Raw genomic sequence first — 15304 nt, 5'->3', positions numbered from 1 at the left:
ATTAATCTTTATTTTTTTTTTATTTTTTGAGACACAATTGAATTAAAAATATTTATTGATAAATCATAAACATCATTTTTATATTCAAGTTTTTTCTCTTCTTTTGTTTGTGCAAGTCTTTTTTTTAAAGATTGCATTTGTAAATTTAGCACTTCAACAAATTCAGTGCAAGTGGTTTCAATTGTTTTGTTTATATTATTTCTTACGTTATTTATAAGCTCATAGACTTGATTGTTTGCATTCTCCAATTTTTGAGTATACCCTGAAGTAATATTTTTTTCTTTTTTATGCAAATCCTGCATTTGCTTGGCAAGATTTTTCGCCAATAAATTACGTAGATTTTTTATACTACGTATTCTAGGAATGATAACTTTATCAAGCAGTAAATAAAAAGCAAAATATGTAATAAACAACCATAAAAGTTGTGATGGAAAGCTTTTATAGTTGAGCTGTGGGATTGAATTATTCATTATTTAAACATTAGCAGCAGTGCTACAACAAGTGCAAAAAGACCCATGGCTTCTGCAAGTCCAGCTCCAACATAGACATATTTAGACATTTTTTCCTCTGCGCCAGGATTTCGAGATATGCTATCCACCATTGCTACAAAAATTTTACTTATAGCTATTGCAGCACCAATCATTCCAAAAATAGTAAAACCAATTGCTATATATTTAAATGCTTCTGGATCCATATTAAAACTCAATTTGTATTTATTTTTTTACTAATGTAAATTTATAACACTATCTAAATATACGCAAGTTAAAATAGCAAAAATATAAGCTTGCAATGCTGCAACAAATAATTCCAGTAAGTGAAGAGTAATCAAAAATGTAAATGGTATCACAGCAAAAAATATGCTTAACTGTGCTATAAAAATAGCAATAACTTTTAGCATTGTATGTCCAGCAATCATATTAGCTCCAAGCCTTATAGCTAATGTAGCTGCTCGAGATAAATAAGTTATAATTTCAATTATTACCATTAATGGTATAAGCCAAGATGGCGTTCCTGGTGGATTAAAAATTTTTATAAATCCTATGCCATGTTTATAAATTCCAACTATAGTTACAAAAACTACTACCATTGCACCCAATGCAAAGGTTACAATAATATGACTTGTAACAGTAAAGCCATATGGCATAAGACCAACAATGTTGCATGTTAGTATATATAAAAATAGAGTAAAAATAAAAGGAAAAAATGCCATTGCAGATTCACCAGCAACAGAAAGCATAGTTTTTTCTGTAAAAGAATATAACATTTCTACAACAGCTTGTTTTTTATTAGGAATAAATTGACACTTATGTGTGCTGATTAGAAGCAGTGCACCAGTAAATAAAATTGATAAGCACATAAAAAGAGCAGAGTTACTAAAGTCAATATTAAGACCAAACAACTTAGGCAAATTAATCAAAGAATATATGCGAAATTGATCAAGTGGATTGTGCATTATAGATCTGATTGTTTATATTGCATATTTTTTAACAATTTTTCAAAGATTTCAATAAAAAACTCATCTGGATGGGCACCTTCATATTTTTTACCATTTATAAAATGAGTTGGTGTTGCAAATACACCAATTTTTTTCATAGCATTTTCCTTTCTGTTAATCATCTCAGTGATTGCATCATTGTCATTGATGCATTTATCATATTTTTCACGCGAGATACCACTTATTTTTATTGAATTATAAATATTATCCAATAATTTTGTTGTATTTCTGCTAAACACCCATTTTGACTGAGATTGAAACAAGAGCATTCTTAGTTTTCTAGCTTGTTCAACGCCAACACATTCCAACAAAGCTGTGCCATAAAGAGATGGTTTATCCATAGGAAAATCACGATGTATAAACAATACATCGCTAGCAAATTTACGTTTTAATGATGGTATAGTCTCCATATTGAATTGTGCACAATGTGGACATGATACTGAGTCATAAGTAATCATTATTATAGGGGCACTCTTACTGCCAAAAAAATCATCCCCATCTAGAAGTCCTAGAAGATTTTCATCTAATGCTCTTACACATATTGGAATGATAAGTATAAATAATAGTTTCTTCACTATTGATAATAATATTTACTATTCATATTAAGCTTAATACTATAAAAATCATCATTTTTTGTCAATTACTGACATTTAATTTAAATAAATTTAATCAGTTATAAATGGCATGGAGGACAGTGTAATTCTTTAGGTGATAATGTAAAAATTTCACAACCATTGTTTGTAATGCCAATTGTGTGCTCAAACTGTGCAGATAGCTTTCTATCTTTTGTGGTTACTGTCCATCCATCATGAATATTTAATTTAGTGTGATGTGAGCCAACATTTACCATTGGTTCAATAGTAAAAAACATGCCTTCTTTTAAAACAGTGCCAGTTGTTGGTTTGCCATAAAATGGAACATTTGGTGGTCCATGAAAAAATTTCCCTATGCCATGTCCACAATAATCTCTAACGACAGAATATCCATGTTTTTCAACATGAGATTGTGTAGCATATGCTATATCACCAGTAGTATTTCCTGGTTTAGCCTGCTCAATGCCTAACATCATTGATTCATAAGTAACTTTAATTAGTCTTTTAGCCATAATTGATGGTTTGCCAACTATATACATGCGACTACTATCACCATGCCAACCATTTAATATTACTGTTATATCTATGTTTAATATATCACCACTTTGTAGAAGCTTATCACTTGGTATACCATGACACACTACGTGATTTATTGATGTACATATTGATTTTGGAAATCCTTTATAATTAAGTGGCGCTGGTATAGCACCAGCTGATATAATTTTTTTATAACACAGATCATTAAGATGATTAGTGCTAATACCAACATCAATGGTTTCTGTTATATAGTCCAAAACTTCTGCTGCTAGTTTACCAGCTTCTTGCATATACTTAAAATCATCTTTTTTATGTAAAATAATTTGATCATTCATTCTTGTTTATTAAAATTTTGAATATAGTAAATATATAAATAATACTATACTTTTCAATATATTGTACAGTTAAAATCTACCCACTTTTTTTATCTGCCTATATGTTGAAAACATTTTGTCATCTATAATATTCCCACTGCTTATCATATTAACTAACAAAGTGATGTCATTAGAATTATTGTCATTGATTATGATTTTTTTTATTAAATATGCTTGTTCACCATCCAAGATTAGTTTTACTGTTTTTTCTTCTAGGGGTACAACTGCTTCAATATTTTTAAAATTTTCTGTATTAATGCTAAGATTTTCTATATTTTTTCTTAAATTGCTAAAAAAGTTTAATTTTACTACTTCAGAGTTAGCAAATGTTGTTATTTGATCAAGCTCTAAATCATGATATATTAATCTATTTCCTTTAATAATTAAGATAGTTCTGGGGTTTTGATAATCTACTCTAATTTTTTGTTGTTTAACAAAAATTCTACCAATAGTTCCATTATTTTGTTGATCATATTGATAAAAATCAATCACTATATTATCCAAGGCTAAAATGTTTTTTTTTATCTCTAACATTATTTTATGATTTTTTTCTGTAAACTCATTAGCCCAAACAAAAAATGGGATAATGAAAAAAATAAGGAAAATTAGTGTTATTTTAATTCTGCTCATATTATACATTGATCTGCTTATTCATAATAATAGTGTTTATTTTTCATTCTAATTTAGCAGGTGGTAGTTTAAAAATAATATTTAAATTTGTCCTAGTTTGGATGTTATGATAATAACAGCAACAGCATAATCCATGGTGTCTGATATTGAAAGACGCACCTCTGATTGTGGGTAATTTGCTGTAAATGTTTGTAATGTTTGTCCAGTTAATTTTAATTTTGGACTACCTGAATGATTTTTCTCTACAAATATTTCTTTTAATAAAATGTGCAAACCTATTCCAAATCCAGTAGCTTTTGCAAATGCTTCTTTTACAGCAAAACGCTTTGCTAGATAGTTAATTGCAAGCATTTTGTTTTTTATTATATAAAATTCATCTATTTCTTTTCTATTATATACACGTGTTAGAAATTTTTCTGGTCTTTTTTTAAAAATAGCAGACAGTTTAACAGAATGAACAATATCAATACCAATACCATTAATCATTACTAAGACTGTTAATCCATTCATTTAATATATCTTCTACAATAAGGCCAACTTTAGTATCTTTAGGTTTGCCATCTTTGAAAATTATCAATGTTGGTATACCTCGAACACCAAGTTTGCCAGCATTATCAGGATTTTTATCAATATCAATTTTACAAATTTTAAGATTAGGATTGTTCTCATCTATTTTTTCTAAAATTTTATGCATAGCCTGACATGGTCCACACCAACTAGCCCAAAAATCTACTAAAACAATCATATTTTTACTGGCATCAACAATTTCTTTATGGAAATCATTATCACTTACTTCAATAATCATGAAAACCCAAAATAAGTCTAGAATTAAGATTCTAAGATTTATACGTTTAAATGTCAATACTGTAAAAGAAACTTGTCATACATATGTATAATTGATATAATAAAATGTTTATCTAAGTATATTCAATATCATAATGGAGTTTTATAAATCTATAGTTAGAAATCAAACTGTTTTAAAAATTCGTCAATACAATTATATTAAAATATTAATAATTTTTAACATAATACTAGTTGCATTACATTTTTTAACAATGCTCAATTTTTATACAAATTTAGTATTAGCTATTCTTTGTTCTACTATTCATGTTAACAAAGATATTGATATTGGAATCAAAGATGGCACTATAGAGCAATGGATTTTTTACCCTTGTGGTTTATCTAATGTTGTAGTATGTGACATATTAGCCAATTTCATTGTAAATTTTGCTACAATTATATCACCAATTATTTTATATTCAATAATTTTCAATAAATTTAATATTGCAGCAATTTTATTAACAATATTCATCTTATATACAACAACTTTAATGAGTTTTGTGTTTGGCTCTATATTTAGAAATACAAAAATATCTAAAGTTTTTACAATTTTTACTGTACTCACTACTTTTTTAGCATTACTGATATACTGCATATTTAGCAATATTTCTTTATTTATATCTACATTATTAAATATATGCAGTGTAATAATAGTTACTTATTTAGTAGTTAAATTTGTAGAAAGCAGTATAAGAAGATGTATATCTAAAAATTAAATTGTATTTGTTATACAATATAAATAAAATTTTTATTACTATTTTTTCTTCTATAAAAGAGAGTAAGTGATGATTAGTAAATATTATACAACCCCAATTTTCTATGTAAATGATAAGCCACATATAGGACATGCTTACACAACTATTTTATGTGATTTTTTTGCTAGATTTTCTAGGCTTAATGGTGATAATGTTTTTTTCTCAACTGGTACAGATGAGCATGGTCAAAAAATATTTGAAGCAGCAGCCAAGAGGGGTGAGGAAACTATTGATTATGTTAATGAAGTAAGTCAACTGTTTTTTGACATGGGAAAAAATCTTTTAGCTACGCATAATGTTTTTACCAGAACAACCTCTGAAGCACACAAAAATGTAGCATTAAAAATTTGGCAATTAATTGAAAATAATGGTTATATATATCCTGATAAATATAGTGGTTGGTATGCAGTAAGAGATGAAGCATTTTATACTGAATTAGAAATAGAAAATGGAAGGTCAATTGCTAGTGGTGCAGAGGTTTCATGGGTTGAGGAACCAGCATATTTTTTTAAATTATCCACCATGACAGATAAGTTGTTAGGATTTTATGATGATAATCCAAATTTCATACTTCCACAAACACGTTACAATGAAGTTAAGAGTTTTGTGAAACAGGGATTGCATGACATATCTATTTCAAGATCTAAAGTTTCTTGGGGTATACATCTACCAAATGACAAAAATCAGACAATATATGTTTGGTTAGATGCTCTGGGATCATATTTAACATCATTGGGTTTTGCTAGTGAAAACAATGCGAAATACCTTGAGTTCTGGGATAATGATAAATGTTCTATGGAACATGTTGTTGGAAAAGATATACTACGCTTTCATGCTGTATACTGGCCAGCATTTTTGATGGCTGCTGATTTACCAGTGCCAAAAAAAATAATTGCACATGGCTGGTGGACAAATGAAGGACAAAAAATATCAAAATCACTAGGCAATACAATAGATGTAACAAAACTGATAAATGATTTTGGGACAGAGTATGTGCGCTACTTTTTATTAAGGGAAATGCACATTGGAAATGATGGTAATTTTAGTAGTGAAAATTTTATAAACAGAATTAACTCAGAATTGGCTGATAATATTGGTAATTTAGTACAAAGAACATTGTCAATGGCTGAGATATATAATATTGAATTTAGTGATCTAGACATAGACAATACCTTTATATTGAAGGTATATGAAATAGCTGAGACAGCTATAAACACTATGATTAGCTCATATGACACACCTTTATACATTAAGCAAATTTTATTAATAGCATCTATAGGGAATTCCTATATTACTAAAATGGAGCCATGGAATCTGGCTAAAAAACAACAAAACCAAGAGTTAATAAAAGTACTTACATCTACTTTGGAATTAATAAAAACAATAGCAATAATGCTTCTACCAATAATTCCTAATTCAGCTAGCAAAATTCTTAACTTGCTTTGCATAGCAGAAGATAGGCATAATTTTGCTTCAATAACCTATAAAATTAAAAACTGTAAAATTAAATCACCATCTAAACCAATTTTTCCTAAAATTGTTATTTAATTATTTTGTTTGATTGTGATCTTTTTCAACTTGTTTTGTTGGTGTGATGTTAGTCTCAGCTACATCATCCAACTTTATAGCATCCTTTAGTTCCTGTTTTGTTTCTTCTTTGTCAAATTTTTGCATTTTTTCATCAATAGATTTAGCATCTTTTTTAAATATACTACTTATTCCTTGAGTGGCTTTTTCAAACTTGGATAAAACTTTTTCTGTTTTTTTATCTTCTTCTTCTGTTTTTTTATCTGAATTTTTAACAGGCAGTTCCTTATTTTCTTTTTGCACACGAATTGCATTTACAAGTTTTATAACAGCATTTTTAATCTTTGCCAATCCTGCTTTAAATTTAGACCATATGCCACTATCTCCTTTTATAGTGCTATGCAAGCTATTCATTTGTTTATCTGTAATTTTTATAAATTTTGACATTTGCTTCACAAAAGATATCAAAGTAGAGGCTTCCTTATCCAGCTCATCATTAATCTCAAAAATATCTCTACCATTTGATATACTTTCTGCTAGTTTATTAAGTGCATCCGCTTTGGCATCAAAAAATCTATCAATTACATTTGATAAATTTTCCCAAATTACCTTTGGTTTTTTCATCATTATTCTTTCTGAAATTATAAGATCTTTGCCCTCAATCTTTACTGCATCATTTTCTAATGCTACAGAATTGGAGCTTGATGAGTGATTATCGGTAGTGTAGTATATTTGCATAATTGCCATTAATGTTTTTTTTCTATGTTAAACTACAAAAGTTTACTTATATTTAATTTATTTTCTCATTGTATAGTCAACAGCTTGGCTATTACTTATAACAGTAAATCAACTTTTGACTCATATGTAATTTATGATATTGGCAATCCAATACTTCTGATTTTTTTTGCAGCACTTGGTGCAACATTAGGGCAAATATTCAACATATTGTCAGGATATTATCTTACTATAATTAGAAATAATAACCATTTTAATAAATTTCAAATAATAACATTTGAAAAAAATAATTATTTTTATTGTTCGCTATTTCTATGTTTAATGCTAATTGGCTGGATTGGGTCACTAATAGTTTTTATATCACCATACTTTATCAAAATGCGTATAAAAATTTTTATTTTTTCTGTTGTGTTGGGTAATGTACTATCTTATATAATAAGATGGCAAAAAATTAAAGCTGCATTGATTTTTTAGCATATTCTATCTTGCCATTTGACATTGTTAGCAAAACAGATCCTTTTACAGACATGTTGTGAAATGGTGAATTGTTTGATTTACCATGAAATGAAGTAATATCAACAAGATATTCATTATCAATATCAATTATAGCTATATTTGCACAGTATCCCTTTTTTATCAAACCTATTTTTTTCTGATTGATTACCTTAGCTGGAGCATATGTTATTTTATTTATAGCTTCTTTTAAAGAAAGATTTCCATTATAAAATAATTTCAGAGTTAATGGCAATAAAGTCTCAAGACCTACTATACCAAATGGTGCTTTGTTAATTGGTAAAATTTTAGAAGCAAATTCATGTGGTGCATGATCTGTTGCAATGCAGTCAATTGTACCATTGGTTAATCCTTCTATGATTGCCAACCTGTCTTCTTCTGATCGTAATGGTGGGTTCATTTTTGCCATAGAATGATGTTTTAATACTGCACTATCATTTAAAATAAAATGATGTGGTGTTGCTTCACATGTAACGTTTAACCCCTGTTTCTTTGCAATTTTAATCTCTTCTACAGCTTCCTTAGTAGACACATGTAGCAAATGGTAGTGTGCATCTACATTAACTGATCTTAGGATATCTAAATCTCGTTTTACAACTAAATATTCAGATGAATTTGCAATACCTGGATCATTTAATTTTTTTGATATAGATCCCTTATTAACAGATCCATTATTTGAGATTGATAAATCTTCCGCATGCTGGGCAACAAATGATTTAACTTTCCATGTCTCATAAAAAGCATCCTTAAGTATATCAGGATTGGAAATTGGCAATCCATCATCTGTGAAGCCAATAGCCCCATTTTCATATAAAGATTTTATATCAGTGATGCATCTACCTTGTAGATTTCTTGTGACAGCGGCATAGCAATGCAGATTAACTGCTGATTTCATTCTTCCTTTATTAAGAACAAATCTTAAAACATCAGTATTATCAATTGTTGGTTTAGTGTTTGGTTGGCAAACAACAGTAGTAATCCCACCAGCTGCTGCACTTTTAAGTCCAGATGCAATATCTTCTTTATACTCTTGCCCAGGTTCACGAAAATGTACCTGTATATCAACTATACCTGGAATCAAAATTTTATTTGTACAGTTAATAACTTTAAGACTTCTATCAAAGTTGTGATCTATTCCATAATCACAACTTGATATAATATTATCTTGGACAACAACAGATCCTATGGCATTAGTGTTTGCATCAACAATTCTAGCATTGCGAAATAAGATACCACTTTCCATAAATATCTAGAGTTAATCCTAATAATTGTTAATAATATCTTTAGTTTGCTTACCAATGCTAAACTTTATGTCAGTTCTAGCTGGTATAGTTATCTCATGTCCTGTGCTAGGATTTCTGCCTTTTCTTGCTTTGCGTTCAACGCACATCCAAGTTCCAAAACCAACAATACGCACTATTTTATCTTTTTGAACTCCGTCAACAATAGAGTCAAAAAGCATATCAACTATTTTTGATAGATCATTTTTAGAAACATGTAGTGATTCTGATTTTATTTTAGCAAAAACTGCATCAATAAGGCTACCTTTATTCATTTACATTCCTCAAAGCATATTAATTTAGCACTAACAATAGCATTACCAAGGCATTCATTTGAAATCAAGAAAAATTTTCTTATTTTACGTAAATAAATAACATTAAATGTAAAATAAAAGCCTTAGTGTGATATAAAAGATATATATAGTTAATACATTATACTGTTAATTTTTTCAAATAACCATTTATCATTAATCATCTCACTAATATTACCTATAGCTGCAATGCTTGCATCCTTACTAGCATCAATAATATTGGATGCAACATTTTGTATTTCAGAAATAGTTGTGTTATTGACAATATTAATTATCTCTTGTATGTCAAAAACTTTATTATAAATCATAAAATTTCTCCCATTTTTTCTTGATATAACAAGACAGTCTTCACGTAATGTACGTAATGGTACTGTATACTGTTTTTTTGCCCTTTCTAATTCAGAATTATCTATTGTGCTAGATTTTTTTATTTCTAGCAATATTTCTTGAATGAGATGTTTCACATTTTCTGGTGAAACTCCAGCATATATAGAAAACAAACCAACATCATTGTATGCTGATGTATATGAACTAACCGCATAAGCAAGTCCTAAATTTTCTCTTATGCTTTGAAACAGCCTAGAAGACATTCCTCCACCAAGTATAGCAGAGTATAGATTGGCAGCAATATATGGCCTGATATTGCCACTGCTTGAGCAATTATTTGTTGATTGAGTAGAAAATATAAGCTGTACTTGTTCTAAATTTCTTCTATCTATAGAAAAATTTTTTTGGTATTGTGCTGATATATGTCTAGGATTTTTAATACCCTCAGATATAGGCATATTAGCAAAATTTTCTTCAAAAAGATTGCAAATTTTTTCTGGATCTGTGCAATTTCCAGCTACTGATATAATTGTATTATCTGCAGTATAATGTTTTCTAAAATAAGAAAATAAATCATCTTGTGTAAATGAGGCAACAAACTTTTTATCACCCAATATCGATAATCCAAGTGGTTGATTTGGATAGCAAACTTCCATATATTTATCAAAAATTAGATCATCAGGAGTATCATTGGTTCTGCTTATTTCTTGTAATATAACTTCACGTTCTTTCTCAATTTCATCTTTTGGAAAAGTTGAGTTTATTAAAATATCGGCAAGATTTTTAACAATCATTGGTAGATCTTCTTTCATTGCTTTAGCATAATAAGATGTATAATCCCTTGCAGTGCATGCATTAAAATATGCACCAACATTGTCAAATGCAATAGCAAGTTGTTTTGCATTTTGCAATTTAGTACCTTTAAAAGCCATGTGTTCTAAAAAATGCGACAAACCTGATTGTGATTTTTCTTCAAATCTGCTGCCAACTTTAATCCATATACTTACAGCAATTGATTCTATTCCATCTATTGCATCAACTATAAGCTTAATACCATTTGACAAAGTAAAAACTAGAGGTTCTGGATGTTGTGTGCTTGGCATAATGTTAGGATATGGTTAAATTTAAAGATATGCATTATATTAAAGAATAACAATATAACAAGTTAAATTTTCTTTACAGTATTTTGCAAATAATTTATCAAGTTCACAATGTCTTCTGGTAATTCAGATTTAATTGAAATATTTTGATTGGTAATTGGATGCTGGAATGTTAATTTAGTTGCATGCAATGCTTGTCGTGGAAAATTATTAATCTGATCAGCATTAAATAATTTTTTACTTAAAATTAATCTTTTGCCATATTGTTTGTCACCAATTACATTATTTTTTATAGCTGCAAAATGAACTCTAATTTGATGTGTTCTGCCAGTCTCCAACTGGCACTCAATTATGCTGGCTATTCTATTGGGGAAAACATATTTTGTTTGATAATGTGTTACAGCTGATCTACCTTCTCCATTTTTTGCAACCTTCATTGTCATTCTATTGTTTTTATCTCTAATAATTGGCATCTTTATAGTACCATTAATTGGCAATGGCATACCCCAAACTATTGCATTATAAACTCTTTTAATCTGTCTTTCTCTAAACATTTTTTGTAATTCTCTGGTTGCAATATTTGTTTTAGCAATAATAAGTAAGCCAGTTGTATCTTTGTCTATTCTGTGCACTATACCAGGTCTTAAAAAATTCTCTGCATAGCAGCTAGCATCTATTTTATCTATAACTGCATTAAGCAGTGTATTATCACTATTCCCAAAAATAGGATGAACAACTAAATTACTCTCTTTGTCTATAATTAAAATATGCTCATCCTCAAATTTTATATTCAATGGGATTTCAAGTTTATTTAACTCATGAGTTGTTTTTTCTTCTTCCAATGTAACTTCAATTGAATATTGTTGATCAGGAGTAAGTAAATATTTTTTCTTTAATAAAATTTTACCATTACAAACAATGTTTTTATCTTCAATTAATCGCTCTATTTTACTACGTGAGATTGCCAATTTTTGACTTAATAAGCTATCAATGCGCACTTTGTGCACAATCTCAAAGTTTGATATGTTAAGCAATATGGTTTTTTTCATTGTTATTTTGAAAAAGATTTCTACAATAAAATATACTAATATATGAGCTAGGTGAGGAACATGACCTTTAACATTAATGATTTAGTTGTCTATCCCTCTCATGGTATTGGAAGAATTATAGATATAATAAATGATAATATTACAAACGTAAAGACTACAATGTATAAGATAAATTTTGAAAAAAAGCAACTTATAATTAGCATTCCAATAAATTTTGCTGAATCTGTTGGCATGAGACAACTTGTATCCAAAAAAGATGTAGATAATATTTTACAATTTTTATCAACCAATCAGCTGAAAAAGAAAAAAATTACTTGGAGTAAATGTGCAGCAAAATATGAATCAAAATTAAATTCTGGAGATATGTATCAAATTTCAGAAATAATAAAAGATTTATATAACTGTATAACAAGTGAAAATTGCTGTTATAGTGAAAGGGTTGTATATGAAAATGCTATGCATTGTCTTGTTGATGAGATTTCCTGTGTACTGGATGCAAATACCAATAAAATTAAAGATGTAATTTTATCAGCTTTAGATAAAAAATTTGTGGAATCTATATAGCAATCTAGTATGAATTATTTAAAAAAAAATAACAATCAAGATGATTCCAATACTGATTTACTGGCTTATGGCAAAATAAAGGAAGAGCATTCTAGGCAAGAAATACAAGATTTACATGCTGAAGATGGCTTGAATGAACAACATGACAATCTTGATAAAAGTTTTAAATATACCAAAAGTGAATTTACTAAACCTGGATGGAAGAGCTTTAAATCACGAATGAAAGTTTTAATTTCAAAAGTCTTTGCCTACAAGGGTAGGAGTGAAGAAAGCTTTAAAGATGATCTTGATTCTGAAGAGGATAAAGAAGAAGATAGACATGAATCATATACTCAGAAAAAAAAACATAAAAAACATAAAAGAGCTAGTTATGGATATGGTAAATACAGTAAAAGAAGAGCAAGATTAAAATATGAAATTATTAATTCATTGATTTATTTACGCAGAATGCGCACACTACAGAATGCTAAAAATTTTAAAGCATTAAAAAGATTAAGCAGCTTAATAACAATCTACAGACAGAATATTTTGTCTCAAAAAATTGCAGATACAGCTAGAAACATCAACATGAAAGAGCAAGTTAAAAGCAAAATAACAGGAGGCATAAAAGAAACGCAAGTTAACAATCAAAAAGTTATTTTAGATAAAAAAAATACAACTATTTCAATAAAACAAGCTCAGCAAAGCATAGAACAGAGAGGAGGCAAACCATTGTCAACACATAAGCCAAGTGTGCAGCACATGGTTATGAATGACAGAGCAATGTTGCAAAATAGAATTAACATTCATTATACAATTGCACCATATCTGAAAATTTCAAAAACTTTACTTCAAGGTGGTTTTAAGTTTTTTTCATTATTAACTATTAATGCTGTAAAAAAAATGGCAATTACCACAACACATACCTTTGGTGTAGCCACGCAATTTGTTAATCATCATCACAATGAACCAGTGCCAAAAAATCTAAGTAGTAATACAGTAGTGCCAGCATCATTAGTAGTTGTATTAACTACTACTTTTCAAAACCCAGACAAGGCATTACAAGACAATAGTATGCAAAAATCACCTTCTTTATCATTTTCATCTTCTGTGCAAATAGATGCTAATAGCAATAATCAGATTACTAAATAGTTAAGTCCTGAACTAAAGTTGAATCTTGTTCTTTTAGAACTTTATGTGTTTGTGTTTCATCAAAAATTTCTATATTAGCTTTAGAAAAAACCATGTAAGTATTATGCACTGTGCGTAAAATTTTATTAATACTCATTATTATGTGTTGTCTGGCTTCACTTGCTTCAACAAAGTCAGTAGTATGAACTAAAAAATATAACCTCATCTCAAACACAGTCTTTCCTATGTTAGTTATGCAAGATATAACTGATTGTGTGTTGTCTACGGCATTGTCTTGAAAAATAATTTTTCTAATGCTTTCAACTATATTTTTAAGTTGATGTGTTTTATTGTAGCGTATTTTTATATATTCATCCAATAATCTATGTGTTTTACGTGATCTGTTCTCTACTAATGATGATGCAAAAATAGAATTTGGCACATAAACTGGTATGCGATTGTATTGCCTAATAGTAGTTAAACGCCAGCTTATTTTTTCAATAATGCCAGATATTGAATGCATTGGCATAGAAATATCATCTCCAATAATATATGGTCTATCTAGATGAATCATTACAGCACCAAAAAAATTTGCTACTAAATCTTTAGATGCAAAGCCAATTGCAACACTACCAAGACCACCAAGAGTAAGTGTAGTTTTAACATTAAAGCCAACAACAATAAGCAAATTTACTACTGATACAGCAAGTATTACAATTTTACTAACTAAAAATAAAAATTTTATCATTGATTGTGCAGCATGATCACTGTCAAACTTTTTTTCCACTATATATTGCTCAATGCTTTTTGCAGCAATTATTAAAAACCATGTAAAAGTAACAATCTCTGTAATATCAATAGCCTTTTCAAGGTCTTTGTTTTTTATATCAACAATTTTATGGCTAAAACCTTTATTTATAATAAACACAGCACTAACAGAAAAACGAATTATGATATATATCATAATAGGCTTGCAAGCTGCATCAATAAGGCTATTGATCATAGGTTTTAATTGTCTTTTTTTGATAAAGTTCAACAAAAGCATTGTTAAATAGCTTAACAAAAATCCAGCTAAAACTATTATGCAAAACATCATTAAGGCCTCAAGAAACAGAAGTGAATCTCTACCAGTAATGCCTGACATTTCTTGCCATAAAATATCTAAGGTGTGCTTAAGTTTGTTTATATAAATATTACTATTCATGAGTATAACTGTCTAAAAATATCTATTAATCAATAACAAATTATATATAATAATCAATTTATTTATTGAATTTAATGATTAATATACCAGCTAATGTCTGATAGTTTTATTTTATGCAATTATTTAAATGCAAACAAACAAAAAATTGAATCTAATCTATGGCGAGGCTTGGAAAGTCTTTCTAAAAAAAATAAACTGGATTTCAGAGACAATGACTATTTAGGTTTGTCTAAAAATAAGAAAGTACTAGAAAGCTGCATAGAGTATACCAAAGAATATGGTACTGGCGCTAAAGCATCTAGACTATTTTGTGATAATACTATTTATTCAATGCTTGAAAAAAAAATTGCTAAATCTCAA

At 28.6% G+C, this 15304-nt stretch carries 19 protein-coding genes and 1 pseudogene; 5 read left to right on the top strand and 15 right to left on the bottom strand.

The annotated features are described in order from the left end of the window. Window positions 1–8 precede the first annotated feature (8 nt). From AABI72_RS00100 to AABI72_RS00060, 9 genes are all read right to left on the bottom strand, one after another. A complete protein-coding gene (locus tag AABI72_RS00100) occupies window positions 9–470 on the bottom strand; it encodes a hypothetical protein (RefSeq protein WP_338363241.1) in 462 nt (153 codons plus the stop codon). After that, complete coding sequence (locus tag AABI72_RS00095; RefSeq protein ID WP_338363242.1) at window positions 470–694, bottom strand: F0F1 ATP synthase subunit C; 225 nt, start codon at window positions 692–694, stop codon at window positions 470–472. The genes AABI72_RS00100 and AABI72_RS00095 overlap by 1 nt, the downstream gene beginning before the upstream one ends. A 30-nt stretch (window positions 695–724) precedes the next feature. After that, window positions 725–1453 carry a F0F1 ATP synthase subunit A gene (locus tag AABI72_RS00090; RefSeq protein ID WP_338363240.1) on the bottom strand — a complete coding sequence of 243 codons (729 nt, stop codon included), beginning with the start codon at window positions 1451–1453 and terminating at the stop codon, window positions 725–727. Next, window positions 1453–2070 carry a DsbA family protein gene (locus tag AABI72_RS00085; protein ID WP_338363239.1) on the bottom strand — a complete coding sequence of 206 codons (618 nt, stop codon included), beginning with the start codon at window positions 2068–2070 and terminating at the stop codon, window positions 1453–1455. The genes AABI72_RS00090 and AABI72_RS00085 overlap by 1 nt, the downstream gene beginning before the upstream one ends. Before the next feature lie 98 nt (window positions 2071–2168). Beyond that, window positions 2169–2960 carry a type I methionyl aminopeptidase gene (map, locus tag AABI72_RS00080; protein WP_338363238.1) on the bottom strand — a complete coding sequence of 264 codons (792 nt, stop codon included), beginning with the start codon at window positions 2958–2960 and terminating at the stop codon, window positions 2169–2171. Between the two features lie 69 nt (window positions 2961–3029). Continuing rightward, on the bottom strand, window positions 3030–3629 hold the full coding sequence (locus tag AABI72_RS00075; RefSeq protein WP_338363237.1) for a hypothetical protein: 600 nt from the start codon (window positions 3627–3629) through the stop codon (window positions 3030–3032). Window positions 3630–3710: 81 nt separating this feature from the next. After that, window positions 3711–4139, bottom strand: a complete 429-nt coding sequence (gene acpS, locus AABI72_RS00070) for a holo-ACP synthase (protein WP_338363236.1) — start codon at window positions 4137–4139, stop codon at window positions 3711–3713. Continuing rightward, window positions 4108–4434, bottom strand: coding sequence for a thioredoxin (gene trxA, locus AABI72_RS00065; protein WP_338363235.1), 327 nt, complete (start codon window positions 4432–4434; stop codon window positions 4108–4110). Before trxA ends, acpS begins: the two co-directional genes overlap by 32 nt. Window positions 4435–4794: 360 nt before the next feature. Then, complete coding sequence (locus tag AABI72_RS00060) at window positions 4795–5064, bottom strand: hypothetical protein (RefSeq protein ID WP_338363234.1); 270 nt, start codon at window positions 5062–5064, stop codon at window positions 4795–4797. Between the two features lie 190 nt (window positions 5065–5254). Between AABI72_RS00060 and metG the strand changes: the two genes are divergently transcribed. After that, on the top strand, window positions 5255–6772 hold the full coding sequence (gene metG, locus AABI72_RS00055) for a methionine--tRNA ligase (RefSeq protein ID WP_338363233.1): 1518 nt from the start codon (window positions 5255–5257) through the stop codon (window positions 6770–6772). On the opposite strand, the gene AABI72_RS00050 is transcribed toward metG, so the two are convergent. Then, the gene (locus AABI72_RS00050) at window positions 6773–7489 is read right to left on the bottom strand and encodes a hypothetical protein (protein WP_338363232.1); all 717 of its coding nucleotides are present in this window, start codon (window positions 7487–7489) and stop codon (window positions 6773–6775) included. Window positions 7490–7513: 24 nt separating this feature from the next. Here AABI72_RS00050 and AABI72_RS00045 point away from each other — a divergent pair, with 24 nt between their 5' ends. Next, window positions 7514–7960 carry a hypothetical protein gene (locus AABI72_RS00045; protein ID WP_338363231.1) on the top strand — a complete coding sequence of 149 codons (447 nt, stop codon included), beginning with the start codon at window positions 7514–7516 and terminating at the stop codon, window positions 7958–7960. Here the strand turns inward: AABI72_RS00045 and AABI72_RS00040 are convergent. The 4 genes from AABI72_RS00040 to AABI72_RS00025 form a co-directional block, all read right to left on the bottom strand. Next, on the bottom strand, window positions 7938–9242 hold the full coding sequence (locus AABI72_RS00040) for a dihydroorotase (protein WP_338363230.1): 1305 nt from the start codon (window positions 9240–9242) through the stop codon (window positions 7938–7940). The two genes, AABI72_RS00045 and AABI72_RS00040, sit on opposite strands and share 23 nt — an antisense overlap. Before the next feature lie 18 nt (window positions 9243–9260). Further along, entirely contained in the window at window positions 9261–9554 is a 294-nt protein-coding gene (locus AABI72_RS00035) for an HU family DNA-binding protein (protein ID WP_338363229.1), read from the bottom strand. 149 nt (window positions 9555–9703) lie between these two features. Then, window positions 9704–11020 carry a pitrilysin family protein gene (locus AABI72_RS00030; protein WP_338363227.1) on the bottom strand — a complete coding sequence of 439 codons (1317 nt, stop codon included), beginning with the start codon at window positions 11018–11020 and terminating at the stop codon, window positions 9704–9706. Between the two features lie 62 nt (window positions 11021–11082). Beyond that, window positions 11083–12066, bottom strand: coding sequence for an RluA family pseudouridine synthase (locus AABI72_RS00025; RefSeq protein WP_338363225.1), 984 nt, complete (start codon window positions 12064–12066; stop codon window positions 11083–11085). 60 nt (window positions 12067–12126) lie between these two features. Here AABI72_RS00025 and AABI72_RS00020 point away from each other — a divergent pair, with 60 nt between their 5' ends. Beyond that, the gene (locus AABI72_RS00020; protein WP_338363223.1) at window positions 12127–12630 is read left to right on the top strand and encodes a CarD family transcriptional regulator; all 504 of its coding nucleotides are present in this window, start codon (window positions 12127–12129) and stop codon (window positions 12628–12630) included. Window positions 12631–12639: 9 nt separating this feature from the next. After that, on the top strand, window positions 12640–13761 hold the full coding sequence (locus tag AABI72_RS00015) for a hypothetical protein (RefSeq protein ID WP_338363220.1): 1122 nt from the start codon (window positions 12640–12642) through the stop codon (window positions 13759–13761). On the opposite strand, the gene AABI72_RS00010 is transcribed toward AABI72_RS00015, so the two are convergent. After that, entirely contained in the window at window positions 13754–14944 is a 1191-nt protein-coding gene (locus AABI72_RS00010; RefSeq protein WP_338363218.1) for a mechanosensitive ion channel family protein, read from the bottom strand. The two genes, AABI72_RS00015 and AABI72_RS00010, sit on opposite strands and share 8 nt — an antisense overlap. Window positions 14945–15037: 93 nt before the next feature. Here AABI72_RS00010 and AABI72_RS00005 point away from each other — a divergent pair. Further along, window positions 15038–15304 (top strand): annotated as a pseudogene (locus AABI72_RS00005) (hypothetical protein); the annotation flags it as partial.

Origin of the sequence: Candidatus Xenohaliotis californiensis, from assembly GCF_963930935.1 — a bacterium.
In the GTDB taxonomy this organism is placed as follows: domain Bacteria; phylum Pseudomonadota; class Alphaproteobacteria; order Rickettsiales; family CAWVOK01; genus Xenohaliotis; species Xenohaliotis californiensis.
The sequence above is the reverse complement of the archived record's forward strand: the minus strand, read 5'-3'. Positions and strand labels throughout refer to the sequence as shown.